The organism is Allomuricauda sp. XS_ASV26 (genome assembly GCF_041224615.1).
Lineage (GTDB): Bacteria > Bacteroidota > Bacteroidia > Flavobacteriales > Flavobacteriaceae > Flagellimonas > Flagellimonas alginolytica.
Genome location: NZ_JBGFGK010000031.1, coordinates 355,872 through 369,127, shown reverse-complemented (window position 1 = coordinate 369,127; position 13,256 = coordinate 355,872). Strand labels below are relative to the sequence as shown.

The window sequence follows — 13,256 nt, the reverse complement described above, 5'->3', positions numbered from 1 at the left end:
TCAACACCTAAAAGTTCTAACATTTGGTTATACAATAATGATGAATAATTATAGAACTTAGTACCTTTATTCCATAAAGTGATGTTATGTCCGAGACCATAGTAAAATTAAAAGACGCCGCTGTTTTCCAAAATGAGAACCTAGTGCTCAACCACATAGACCTGGAGGTAAAAAAAGGTGAATTCGTTTACGTGATCGGTAAAACAGGCAGTGGAAAAAGTAGTTTTATGAAAACGCTCTATGCCGATCTCCCCTTAAGGCAAGGGAGCGGTAATGTTGTAGATTTCGACCTAAAAACTATGCGGGAAAGGGAAATCCCTTTTTTACGAAGAAAATTGGGCATTGTTTTTCAGGATTTTAAATTGCTACCAGATAGAAATGTAAACAACAACCTTAAATTTGTTCTTAAGGCCACCGGTTGGACCGACCCAAAAAAAATGGATGACAAAATAGGTGAAGTCTTGGACAAGGTCGGTATGAAAACCAAAGGTTTTAAATTCCCCCACGAACTATCGGGTGGAGAGCAACAGCGGATTGCCATTGCCCGTGCCCTTTTGAACGATCCTGAACTTATTTTGGCAGACGAGCCCACGGGCAACCTTGACCCTCAGACCAGCGTAGAGGTGATGAAGGTATTGCAGGATATTAACCAAAATGGACGTACCATTATAATGGCTACCCACGATTACGCCCTTATCTTAAAATATCCGCACAAAACATTGAAGTGCGATGGCAGCAAGGTTTTTGAAGTAATCCAAAAGGCGATTTAGCAAGACGTATTACACTGTAAGCCATTCGTTTACAAAACATTTGCCTGATCACCGAAAGTTTTTGTTACTTTGCCTAAACAAATTTCGCTTCCTATATGGAAATTCTTGGTATTGATATAGGCGGATCGGGCATTAAAGGTGCCTTGGTGAACGCCGAAACTGGGGAAATGTTAACAGAACGCTTCCGAATCCCAACTCCAAAATCAAAAAAACCAGAGGACATGGCCAAAGTAGTGGCCAAAATTGTGAAGCACTTCAATTACGAAGGACCCGTTGGCTGTGGTTTTCCTTCCATTGTTAAAAATGGGGTCTGCATGTCTCCCGGAAATCTCCATAAAAGTTGGGTAGGTGTCAATATTGATGAACTTTTCACCGAATACACCAATCATGAATTTACCGTACTTAACGATGCCGACGCCGCAGGTTACGCATCCATGAACTATGGCGTGGGAAAAGGAAAAAATGGGTTGGTGATCATGATCACCATTGGCACCGGACTGGGAAGTGGCGCCTTTTACAATGGGGTCTTGATCCCAAATTTTGAATTGGGCCAAATTCCATATAAGAAATACAAAAAAATAGAATCTTGGGCAGCCGCTTCCGCCAAAGAACGAGAGGATCTTAGCTATGAGAAATGGAGCAAACGGTTCAATAAATTTTTAAAATATGTAGAACTGATCGTTTCACCGGATCTTATTATTGTGGGTGGTGGAACTTCCAAAAAATGGGGAGAATTCAGTCACAATATCAAGATTGAAACAAAAGTGGTAAAAGCAGAACTTATGAACCATGCCGGTATTATTGGGGCGGCCGTGGCATGTTTAAGGGAACAACACCACGGACACTTGCACCAATAAATACGTACTACAATTTTTCTGCCCCATCCGGTGCATCAAAAAAGTTGGACGGCAGTCCTGATTTGAACTCCATCTCGGAAATTTCTATTTTGGTAATATATTCACCAGGTTTTCCATTTACTGTCCAATGTGTTTTCAGTTCACTTGGAAGCAATACACCATTGACATTTACCAATTCCCCGACTTCCATAAATTTTTCTGGATTATGTCCGCCATCCTTAAAATATTCCGGGTACGAAACAATGTAACGTGTTGCAGTGAGAAGGTAGGTCTCTGCATCAAAATGTAGGATATAATAATCGTCCGGTGCATCTCCGGTGCCAGGATCATAGGTTACTTTTACCACCTTGTTCTTTTTACCCTTATAAGTGGTATCCGGGAGCAATTCCAAATTAACCCCTTCTCCATCCTCCACGAACGGATGTCCCATTAAATAAAGTGGTGTAAGTGCCCAAAATTTAACATCGTAATTAAATGCTGTGGAATCCTCGGCCTTTATCCAGGCTTCTTTTCCTGTGAACCCGAATTTGGCATCAGGATTTTCGATACTATTGTGCACAACCCTATTGTTCCAAACATCCACCACTTCGTAACTATCACGCGGGGTTTTACCATCCAACGGCTGATATTTAAAGCGCATTCCCAATGGTCCGTTTGTATACCAAGTATCCAATCCTCCATGAGCTTTCATAGCAGCCCAAACTACTTTACCTGCTTCTGAAGTAGCTAAGCGTTCTTCAGCTTTTCTCACTCTATTGTTGATCCAACTTTCTGGAACGGCAACTGTATTTTCAACTTTTTCTTTTGTAGTGATCTCAATCTCGGAATCGGGATTCTGCTTTACCTGTTCCTTGCAAGAAACGACAAATAAAATTGACGCTGCTGCCAAAATGGTCTTGTTCATGATATTTTCTTTAGGTTTTAATCATAATCAGTCGGAAGTCGACAAGAACCTTTCAAAAATTCACGTATTTTTTTGAGTTTGATGCGGCACCAAACAGTCTTTATTCTTTAATATGGACCCTGCCCCCTACAAATGTTCTCTTATTCACCGTTGTCGGATTTCCATACACGTAGACATCTCCTCCGGCCTTTACATTGATTTCCACCAATTCCGAAGCAAAAACATCGGCTTCGCCACCAGCTGAAATTTTTACATCCGTTGTTGCGGTGCGCAGTTCCCTACCTTCAAAAATACCTCCGGTATTGAGCACAACGGTTTGGTTTTTGGCAAGTCCAGAGGCTTTAACAATACCGCCTGTCACCGCTCGGATCTCTGCATAATCTACATCCATCCCAATATGGATCATGGCGCCTTCCTGGGCCCTTAGCTCTATTTTACTTTTGTTCACCAACTCGTTACAGGTAATTCTGGCACCCTCGTTCCCATCTATAACATCCAAGTTGGTGTAGTAGACTTCGATCATTGTATCTTCTCCCTGGAATTTTTTATCCAATTGCATACGCAGTTTAAGAACCCCATTTTTGTTGGTCCATTTAATATCGTCCACGTTCCAGCCTTTGATCATAATTTTGTTCTCGTCGGATTGGATCAAATTGACCTCGATCAAATCAAAAACTTTGATTTTGTTGAATTCCCCAACCTCCGTGTCTATAATTCTTTGCGATAACATGATCAATGGAAGCAATAAAAATCCTAATGTGTATATTTTTTTCATGATAGAGTGTTTTTACTTTGGAAAGATGATCACTTAGGAGGTTTGTTACAGTTTGAAACAAAAAAAACTATTTACGGCACTGGATATTATGGCCGTAAATAGTTCTTAAATGAATCTGACTGTTAAAAAATCAGCTTATGACTTGATTATTTTTTCTTGGTGGTTAATGGATTCTTGATGGATTGCCTTGAACATTCTTAATACGAATTCCTCGCTCAATCCCCTTTGCTCGCCCTCCAAGATCATATTGCCCAGGATTGCGTTCCAACGATTGCTTTGGAGTACGGCAACGTTCTTCTGCTTTTTGAGCTCACCGATTCCGTCCGACACTTTCATCCTTTTGCCCAAAAGATCGATCAACTGATTGTCCAGGACATCTATCTGCGCTCTTAGGTTGGTCAAATTGCTCATGTACTCTGCTTCTTCATCGGTTTCTTTTCTAATTCGCAGATCCTTCATGATCTGGACCAAGGTTTTTGGGGTTACCTGTTGTGCGGCATCACTCCATGCGTTGTCCGGGTCATAATGTGTTTCTATCATCAACCCATCAAAATTCAAATCCAATGCAGTCTGCGACACATCAAAAACCATATCCCTTTTTCCTGTAATGTGGCTTGGGTCGTTTACGATGGGCAAATCCGGGAACCTTGTTTGTAGTTCAATGGCCAGCTGCCACTCCGGTATGTTACGGTATTTGGTTTTTTCGTAAGTGGAAAAACCTCTATGGATCACACCTAATTTTTTAATGTTGGCAGAATATAAACGCTCCACGGCACCTAACCAAAGTGAAAGATCTGGATTTACCGGGTTTTTTACCAACACAACTTTATCGGTACCTTCGAGCGCATCTGCAATCTCTTGGACAATAAATGGACTTACGGTAGAACGTGCCCCTATCCATAACATATCGATATCGTGCTCCAAGGCTAGATCAACATGTGCTCTGTTGGCAACTTCGGTGGCGGTTTTAAGTCCGGTCTCCGCTTTTACCTTTTGCAACCATTTTAGCCCTATGGCCCCTACTCCTTCAAAATTACCAGGACGAGTTCGTGGTTTCCAGATTCCGGCACGGTAATAGCTCACATCGGTATCTTTTAGATCATGGGCAATTTTTAGCACCTGTTCTTCGGTTTCGGCACTGCAGGGACCTGCAACTACCAATGGATGACCTAAATTCATATCATCCAACCATTTTCTCATTTCCTTTTTGTTTTCCATAATACGTTCTATTTTTTTGTAAGTGGTATTCCTTTTAGTATTTGTTTTATTTTATTGGTATTACTCATTTCTTGGTGGACATTCTTAAAATCGTTGTCCAATATCAATTGCTTAAAGGTGATCAGGTTTTGAATATACTCTTCAAGGGTTTCGACCACATTATCTTTGTTCTGTTCAAAAATAGGCGTCCACATATCCGGGGAACTTTTTGCCAAACGGACCGTGCTTTCAAAACCACTGCCTGCCATGTCAAAAATATCGCGTTCGTTCCTTTCTTTATCGATAACCGTTTTCCCTAACATAAAAGAACTAATGTGTGATAAATGGGATACATAGGCGATATGTTTGTCGTGTGCCCTGGGATTCATGTACCGAATGCGCATGCCTATTTCCTGAAATATGGCCAAAGCCCTTTCCTGAAGTTTAAACGCTGTTTTTTCTACTTCACATATGATCATTGTTTTGCCGGTATACAGACCTTCGAATGCAGCAGTCGGACCGGAGAACTCCGTTCCCGCAATGGGGTGACAGGCCATAAAATTTCTTCTCTTGGGGTGATCGGCAACCTGTTCGCAAATCGATTGTTTGGTGGAACCTGCGTCCATTACTACGGTTTCTTCTCCCGAGGCATCCAAAATTTTTGGAAGCTCGGCCATTAAAACATCGACAGGAATGCCCACGAATACCATATCGGCGGTCTGTAGGTCCGTGTACCCTCCTTTTTTGTCGATAATACGCAGTTGCAGGGCCTCATCTAAATGGGCCTCGCTTTTATCCACTCCGATTATTTCGGCTTCCGGGTGCAGCCTTTTTACATCCTTCGCAAAGGACCCCCCTATTAAACCAACACCTATAATGACTATTTTCATAATCTAAAATCTTTGGATCGCTTCTTTGATCTTTTCTTCTTTTACACAAAGTGAAAAACGAATATAGCCCTCGCCATTACTTCCAAAAATGGTTCCCGGGGCTATAAAAATATCTCTGCTGTACAATATTTCATCTATAAATTGTTCTGATGGGGGTGACCCAGCTGGAAGCTTGCTCCACACAAACATACCGACCGCGTTCTCGTCGTAGGAGCATCCTAATTTGTCCACCAATCTAAACATAAGCTCCCGCCTTTTGGTATAGACTGTGTCCAAAGCCTCGAACCACTCCGGACCGCTTTGCAAGGCTGCGATGGCTCCTTTTTGAATGCCATAGAACATCCCGGAATCCATATTGCTCTTTACCTTTAGCACTGCATTTATGTGCTCCGCATTGCCCAATACCATGCCCACTCGCCATCCTGCCATATTAAAGGTCTTGCTGAGACTGTTCAGTTCCAAAGTGCACTCTTTTGCCCCATCAATGGACAAAATACTGGTCGGGTTACTGGAAAGCACAAAACTGTACGGGTTATCGTTCACCAATAGAATTTGGTTCTTTTTCGCAAAATCCACTAACATTTTAAGCTGTTCTACGGTGGCCGTTGCACCTGTTGGCATATGAGGGTAGCTTACCCACATTAACTTTACCTTGGACAGGTCTTTTGTAGCTAGCTCGTCCAAATCCGGAAACCAACCGTTTTTTTCGGATAAATTGTACTGTATAGGAACAGCGCCCACTAAACTGGTCACAGCGGCATATGTCGGGTATCCCGGATTGGGGATCAAAGCCTTGTCGCCATTGTTTAAAAAAGCCATACTAATGTGCATAATGCCTTCCTTGGAACCCATCAATGGTAAAATATCCGTGTTCGGATCTACGTTTACATCGAATTTTTGATGGTAGAAGTCTGCAATCGCTTCCCTTAGTTTTGGCAGTCCCTGATAGCTCTGGTACTGGTGTGCACCTGTTTCTATTATGGAATCCCTTAGTGTTTCCAACACTTGTGGCGAGGGTGCCAAATCGGGGCTGCCGATCCCCATATTTATAATGGGTCTTCCTTGTGCGATTAGCCCACGGACTTCTCTTAATTTTGTAGAGAAATAGTATTCCTTTACGCTATTTAACCTATCTGCAGTTATCATAGGATCAATGCATTTTTGTATTCGCCCAAAACCCGAAAATCCTCTGCCATAATCTCTAGCAAAGATTTAGTTTTGGAAAATTGTTCATAATTCTCAAAAGTGACATCAACAAAGAAGGCATACTTCCAAGGGGTCTTTATTACCGGCAAGGATTGAATTTTGGTAAGGTTCATGTTACAATCGCTCATCACGTTCAATACAGTGGCCAAACTCCCCCGTTTATGATCGGTAATGAATCTTAAAGAAGCCTTGTTTATTTCTTCCTCTGGCAACACCTTGTTTTGCTTTTTAAGGATTATAAAACGTGTTGAGTTATTTACAATAGTTTGGATGTTATCAGCAATAATATCCAATCCGTACAATTCTGCCGCCATTTTGGGAGCAATTGCAGCTATATTAGCCAACTTACCTTCTTTTATTCTTTTTGCGGTTTCCGCAGTATCCACACTTTCAACAAGTTTTATCTGCGGATGGGCCTTAAAAAACTCTTTGCACTGCAATAATGCCATTGGATGCGAATGCACCTCGCGGATATCATCAAATGTTTTTCCTTTTAAAACCATTAGGTTATGATGAATGTTAAGGTAATGCTCTCCAATAATATGGATGTTATTGTGATACACCAGATTATAGTTGGGGATTATAGATCCTGCAATAGAATTTTCTATCGCCATAATACCTTTGTCCGCAATGCCCAACAATAAACTATCCACTACGGCATCAAAGGAATTGCATTCCAATAACTCAATATTACTTCCAAAAAAATCTTTGGCTACTTGATGGTGGTTGGACCCCTTTATTCCCTGTATGGCTATTTTTAAACCCATGGCAAAAAAAAAGTCCCGATGCTATCGGGACTTTATAAATTAGTTATACTTTAAACGTATCTACAATAGTCCCGTTCCTCTTTGAAAAAAGAAGTAAAAATAAAAACGGTTCCAGAAATACGTGTTTGTCATCTCTTTGTTAATTGTCGGCTAATTTAGGCATTCAATCCTAAACACTACTCCAATCCCATATTTTTTTTGATATTTTTTAAAAAGTTGATTTTCACTGAACATTATCTTACAGAAAATCGATTTTTTTTTCAAATTCACATTTCGATAGTTTTTTAAAGGATCGTAACAGGCCAATTATCCTTGTCCTTACTTGTAGTGAACAAAACCTATAAAAGTGTATTTTTGAAAGCAATTAAACTAGTACAAATGTCCATTACCGTTAAGAACATCACCAAAACCTTTGGAACCCAAAAAGCATTGAACAATGTTTCGTTCACCATCAACAAGGGTGAAGTTGTTGGGTTTTTAGGCCCAAATGGTGCCGGCAAGTCCACCATGATGAGGATCTTGACTACTTATTACAAAGCGGACAATGGAGAAGCATCGGTAAACGGTTTTGATGTACTCGCCGCAGAAAAAAAAGTTCAAAAAAGTATAGGCTACCTACCAGAACACAATCCCTTATATCTGGAGATGTACGTAAGAGAATATTTATCGTTCAATGCCGATGTGTACAAAGTGGGCAGGTCCAAAATAAACCAGGTAATCGAGCAAACGGGTTTGACCCCCGAGGCCCACAAAAAAATTGGACAGTTATCCAAAGGATACCGTCAACGTGTAGGACTTGCAGCCGCCTTGTTGCACGACCCAGAAGTTTTGATACTAGATGAACCCACGACCGGCCTTGATCCAAATCAATTGATCGAAATCCGAAAATTGATACGTGAAATCAGTAAAGAAAAGACCATTTTACTTTCCACTCATATTATGAAAGAAGTGGAAGCCGTATGTGATCGTGTGATCATCATCAACAAAGGAGAATTGGTGGCCGATAAAAAATTGGAGGAACTTCGCGAAGCCGAGGAGCAAATTATCGAAGTTGAATTTGACTACCGGGTAGAAGAGCAGTTGTTACAACAAATGCCCAACGTGTCCAACGTAAAAAACACCGGTGGCTTTGTCTACGAAATCACTTTTACAACATCTAAGGATATGCGGCCCGCTGTTTTCGATTTTGCACACGACAATTCACTAAAAACGTTACAACTTAGCAGAAAAAACAAAAACTTGGAAAGTCTCTTTACAGAACTTACCTCTTAATTCCTTTAGCCCTGATTCGTGTTGACTCTCTCCTGAAAGGAAGCTGAAAACCGTTCCAAATATGGTACTTTTGCAGTTCAGAAGAAATAGAGCCCAATGAAAAAGAATACTGCCAAATTGGAACTATCCAAAGAAGAGATGAAAAGCTATGGTTATCAAATTGTTGATGCCATTGTTGAGCATCATTCCACACAACACCAGAAGCTACCGGTCGCACTTGGTTCAAGGAAAGAAATGGATTCCTTGTTTTTGGAGGAAGCTCCCGAACAAGGTTCGGAACCGACCAAAGTGTTGGACTTTGTTCTGGAAAAGGTTATGACCAATAGTGCGAATATGGCGCACCCCAAATCCTTTTCTTTTGTTCCAGGACCAAGTAACTATATTAGTGTAATGGCAGATGCCCTAGCAACGGGCTATAATATTTTTTCTGGCGGGTGGGCCGCTAGCCCAGCTGCTGCGGAATTGGAAATAGTTACCATTCAATGGTTGTTGAAGATTTTTGGTTTCCCCAAGAAAAAAGGGGGCGGTATTTTTACCAGTGGTGGCTCTATGGCCAACTTGACTGCGGTGGTTACTGCCCGTCGCATTAAATGTGGCGATGATTTTTCAAAGGCTGTCATCTATCTATCGGATCAAGCCCATTCTTCCAACATTAAGGCCATTCGGGTATTAGGATTTAAAAAGGAACAGATCCGAATAATCCCTACAGATAGTGAACTAAAATTCTCGGTAAACAAACTCAAAAATTGTATTGCAAAGGATAGATTGGAGGGATTGCATCCTTTTTGTTTAATAGCAACTGCAGGAACTACAAACACAGGTACGGTAGATCCTTTGGTAGAGCTGGGCAAAATCTGCAAAAAAGAAAACATTTGGTACCACATTGATGGGGCGTATGGAGGAGCAGCTATTCTATCCAAAAAAGGTAAATTGGCCATGAAAGGCATTGAAAAAGCGGATTCTTTGACCGTGGACCCCCACAAATGGTTTTTTCAACCTTATGAAATGGGATGTCTTTTGGTACGAAACCACAAAAACCTAAGCAACACCTTTACGGAAAAACCAGAATATTTAAGGGATATCGAGGGGAATACCTCCGAAATCAATTTTTATGACCATGGTATTCAACTGACCCGAAGGTTCCGTGCCCTAAAGTTTTACATGTCTTTAAAAACCTTTGGTTTAAAAGAGTTCCGGGATGCTATTTCCTATAATATTGATTTGGCAGAAGAAGTGGAGACCATGCTCAGGGGCAGCAAAAGTTGGGAAGTGGTTTTCCCGGCAACCTTAGCGGTCATCAATTTTAGGTACAACCCCATCAATAAAAATTATTCGGAGAAAGAATTGGACAAAATCAACCAATACATTTCCGAAAAAGTGGTTGGATCTAGAAAGGCGCTTTTGGTCACCACTATTTTAAACTGTCAAATTGTGCTCCGTATGTGCTTGATCAACCCAAGAACTTCTATGGAAGATGTAACGGAAACTTTTGATCTTTGTAAAAAATACGCCTTGGAAATTGAAGAGGAACTGGAAAGCAAAATCTAAACGTTATCTTTTAAAAAACAATCAATTGCCTCATCTAATACAGGCTGCACCTTTGGGTCTGTACAATTGATGAGGATGGAGATCACTTTTTCCTGCTCTGGATAGATGTAAAGGTTGGTATAAGCTCCAACACTACTGCCTATATGTCCCACAAAAGACCTATCCTTTGCATCTTGACTTACCTGAAATCCCAGACCGTAATAAGTAGGTTTGCCATTGATCAATTCCGAAGTCAACAATTGGTCGTACGTTGCATCACTCAGTAATTCGCGTTTTAAAATGGCTCTACCTAATCGTGCCACATCTTTAGAGGTCGACAAATATCCACCTCCTGCCAATTTATATTGATTGTTTACCTCAACAGATTGTTTAAAACACATAGATCGTTTGGTATAGAAATGCGCATGGTTTTCCATTTTTTTTAAACCGGGCCCATAATTCGGGGAAAATGTGCCATGCAATCCCAAAGGCTTCAAAATATGTTCCTCAACATATCTTTCAAACGGCACTCCACTTGCCTCCTGCATGGCAAGGGAGAGAAGAACAAAATCAAAACTATTGTATAAATAGCCAGTTCCAGGTTTAAATACCAACGGATCGTTTTTGAACATGTTGATTCCGTCTTTAATGGAAAAATCTTGGTTTAATGCATATTCTTTACCGCGATAACCGCGTATTCCGGCGGTGTGCGAAGCCAATTGCCTTAGTGTAAAACCAAAACGTTTTTTGGGGTAATACGGCACGTAGGTATAAATGGATTCATCCAAATTAATTATCCTATCTTCTACCATTTTTCCTAAGGCCAAACCCGTAATGCATTTGGAAATACTTGCAATACGAAAAACTGTTTGCTTTGGGTCGACAAAGATTTTCTTGTCAAGATTAGAAAATCCATACCCTTTTTGAAGCACAGTTTCACCTTTATCCAAAAAAGTCACGGCCATTCCCGGAACTTTTTTCTCTGCGACCAGATTATGAAAAAGCGCATCGACCTTTTCCTGTCCTTGCAACCCATCTAAAGATTTAACCTTTGGAAATGGTGAGAAATAACTTTTAATATGTGCGAACAGATTCCCCAAGAATTCGGTTTGAGTCCCGAAATTAACCAGAAATATTAAAGTTAATGGAGATTATTGATTCTTAATCTTGGAAAATCAATCTACCATTGAAGATTTCCTCTACGTCAACCTCAGGCGGAGTGTTCACACTGATTACATCCCCTGTTCCACTAATTACTCCGCTTATACTTTGCTGCGGATTCACAAAAACATCGTTGGAACCTCTATGGTTTAAGTTAACATTTTCGGACACCAGTAGTTGGGCTTCTATCCTTGAATCCCCTGCTGCGATATTTACATTAAAGTTTTCAGTTTCACCACGAAGCTTAAAATAAGCAATGCCGTTTACTGTAATTCTAACCGTAGATGACTTTAATTCCATATCAAAAGAACCATCTGTAGTCTCGGTTTCCGGGTTATTAAAACTTTCGGCAATTAAACTTAAACTAGGATATTCCAAAACCCCATCACTCGAAATCAACAGCCCTGTGCTACTCCTTATTTCGGTCAAATTCGGAGAAGTAATGTACACGGTTGTCAAACCATAATCGCGGACATAGTTACAGCTATTTTCATTTCTAAGAACTAAACGGTCCTCTTCCACAATGGCGGTAACTTCATTTCGCAAATATTCCCCAGTTTCTATTTCCACCGATTGTTCAGTGCCTTGTTTTAGCACCACATTAAGGTTTTCAAAAACAGTGATCTTGGCAAATTCGGGAAGATCGATCTGTTCACGCACCAGGTCACCAGCATTTTGAAAACAATCGGGAACATTTTCGCCATTGCAAGAAATCAGAATTAGAAAAAATACCAAATAAAAACGCCTCTCGATTGCTCTCGAGGTGACATTAATTATTCTTTCACATCTTCTAAATTCTAACATCTCTAATCTCAATACTATAGTCTAATTCCTATTCCAAATTCTACGGCTTCCGCTTTTGCCCCATGCGATTTTAGGGTAACCGCTCCAAAAATCTTCTCCCCAAAATAGCGTTTCATACCAATCCTATTGTAGATTTTCCCCTCAAAATCGAACGGGTAGTACACATAATATCCCAATTGGGCAACAACACTCATCTTATTCACAAAAAGTTCATGACCTATAAATACCCCTACCCGCTTATAATCAGCATCAGGGTCAACATCCAATTCTGGGAACGATATGGATTGATAACGAATCAACTCCTTTAAAAAATTGGAAAAGAAAATATCGGTTCCCAGTTGTATAGCGATTCGTTTTCCCAAACGTTTATCGGCATAGGCCGAAACAATGGCAAAGCCATAACGACCCATGTTTATTACGTCACTTTCATTAGCTCCAACCCGAAACACTAAGTTATATCGAACAGGCTCCGATATTTCCCCAGTTGATTCTGGTTTTAGATACTTATAAGTAGTTTCATGATCTAAATTATACGTCAAGCCAATATTAAAGGCAAACGTATTGGTCGAAGTATTGGGTGCCTTAAAATTGGCATTGGAATAATGGATAAAAGACAACCCAGCATTCACTCCCAAACCAGCGAAGAGGTTTTCTTTATGATAGTTGAGCATCAACAAGGTACTGCTCAAAATATGGCTTCCGTAGGCATTGTTCCTGAAATTTACATCTTTATCGTACGGGTTGGTATTGTAAGCCAATCCCTGAGCAACTCTCAATTGAACATTTCTTTTCAGAAAGTAAAAATTGTAATGTCCGTAAAGTCCAAAATGATCACCAAGGGTTGGATTGTTCGTATTTTGATAAACAAAGGTGTAGCCTGTATCTGGATAACCAAAATCCGCTTCCCATTCTTTTTGTCCGTAGGTTTTTCTACTTATTCCAAGAATTACACCTGCCGGATGATTGGTGATCAAGTGCGAAATATCCGGGTTATGGAGCAATATGGAGCCGTAAAACTGATTCGCATCCAACACGAATTTTTTTGGATCTTCATCGGATTGGGAAATCCCTAAAAATGAAGTCAACAATAGAATTAGGCCAAGTAGGTACCTCATGGATAGCTAAA

General features: G+C 40.5%; 13 protein-coding genes. 4 read left to right on the top strand and 9 right to left on the bottom strand.

The features are described 5' to 3' along the window. Positions 1–86: 86 nt before the first annotated feature. Complete coding sequence (locus AB9K32_RS09120; protein ID WP_224835335.1) at positions 87–770, top strand: cell division ATP-binding protein FtsE; 684 nt, start codon at positions 87–89, stop codon at positions 768–770. Positions 771–865: 95 nt separating this feature from the next. Further along, on the top strand, positions 866–1,627 hold the full coding sequence (gene ppgK / locus AB9K32_RS09115) for a polyphosphate--glucose phosphotransferase (RefSeq protein WP_252079067.1): 762 nt from the start codon (positions 866–868) through the stop codon (positions 1,625–1,627). A 7-nt stretch (positions 1,628–1,634) separates the two neighbouring features. On the opposite strand, the gene AB9K32_RS09110 is transcribed toward ppgK, so the two are convergent. The 6 genes from AB9K32_RS09110 to AB9K32_RS09085 form a co-directional block, all read right to left on the bottom strand. Beyond that, on the bottom strand, positions 1,635–2,531 hold the full coding sequence (locus AB9K32_RS09110; RefSeq protein ID WP_252079066.1) for an outer membrane lipoprotein-sorting protein: 897 nt from the start codon (positions 2,529–2,531) through the stop codon (positions 1,635–1,637). A gap of 100 nt (positions 2,532–2,631) precedes the next feature. Further along, the gene (locus tag AB9K32_RS09105; RefSeq protein ID WP_224835338.1) at positions 2,632–3,306 is read right to left on the bottom strand and encodes a head GIN domain-containing protein; all 675 of its coding nucleotides are present in this window, start codon (positions 3,304–3,306) and stop codon (positions 2,632–2,634) included. A 135-nt stretch (positions 3,307–3,441) separates the two neighbouring features. Further along, positions 3,442–4,524 carry a chorismate mutase gene (locus AB9K32_RS09100; RefSeq protein ID WP_369884995.1) on the bottom strand — a complete coding sequence of 361 codons (1,083 nt, stop codon included), beginning with the start codon at positions 4,522–4,524 and terminating at the stop codon, positions 3,442–3,444. 8 nt (positions 4,525–4,532) lie between these two features. Continuing rightward, entirely contained in the window at positions 4,533–5,393 is an 861-nt protein-coding gene (locus AB9K32_RS09095; protein WP_252079065.1) for a prephenate dehydrogenase, read from the bottom strand. Positions 5,394–5,396: 3 nt separating this feature from the next. Beyond that, complete coding sequence (locus tag AB9K32_RS09090) at positions 5,397–6,539, bottom strand: pyridoxal phosphate-dependent aminotransferase (protein ID WP_369884994.1); 1,143 nt, start codon at positions 6,537–6,539, stop codon at positions 5,397–5,399. Beyond that, positions 6,536–7,366 (bottom strand): prephenate dehydratase, encoded by an 831-nt coding sequence (locus AB9K32_RS09085; protein WP_293296499.1) that lies wholly within the window; start codon positions 7,364–7,366, stop codon positions 6,536–6,538. Before AB9K32_RS09085 ends, AB9K32_RS09090 begins: the two co-directional genes overlap by 4 nt. Before the next feature lie 378 nt (positions 7,367–7,744). On the opposite strand from AB9K32_RS09085, the gene gldA reads away from it, so the two are divergent. Both gldA and AB9K32_RS09075 read left to right on the top strand, forming a co-directional pair. Continuing rightward, on the top strand, positions 7,745–8,638 hold the full coding sequence (gene gldA, locus AB9K32_RS09080) for a gliding motility-associated ABC transporter ATP-binding subunit GldA (protein ID WP_369884993.1): 894 nt from the start codon (positions 7,745–7,747) through the stop codon (positions 8,636–8,638). Positions 8,639–8,734: 96 nt separating this feature from the next. Further along, positions 8,735–10,186, top strand: coding sequence for an aspartate aminotransferase family protein (locus tag AB9K32_RS09075; RefSeq protein ID WP_369884992.1), 1,452 nt, complete (start codon positions 8,735–8,737; stop codon positions 10,184–10,186). Here the strand turns inward: AB9K32_RS09075 and AB9K32_RS09070 are convergent. From AB9K32_RS09070 to AB9K32_RS09060, 3 genes are all read right to left on the bottom strand, one after another. After that, entirely contained in the window at positions 10,183–11,265 is a 1,083-nt protein-coding gene (locus AB9K32_RS09070) for a serine hydrolase domain-containing protein (protein WP_369884991.1), read from the bottom strand. The two genes, AB9K32_RS09075 and AB9K32_RS09070, sit on opposite strands and share 4 nt — an antisense overlap. 61 nt (positions 11,266–11,326) lie before the next feature. Next, positions 11,327–11,986 carry a head GIN domain-containing protein gene (locus tag AB9K32_RS09065; protein WP_369884990.1) on the bottom strand — a complete coding sequence of 220 codons (660 nt, stop codon included), beginning with the start codon at positions 11,984–11,986 and terminating at the stop codon, positions 11,327–11,329. A gap of 158 nt (positions 11,987–12,144) precedes the next feature. Beyond that, positions 12,145–13,245 (bottom strand): acyloxyacyl hydrolase, encoded by a 1,101-nt coding sequence (locus AB9K32_RS09060; protein WP_369884989.1) that lies wholly within the window; start codon positions 13,243–13,245, stop codon positions 12,145–12,147. Between the last annotated feature and the right edge of the window lie 11 nt (positions 13,246–13,256).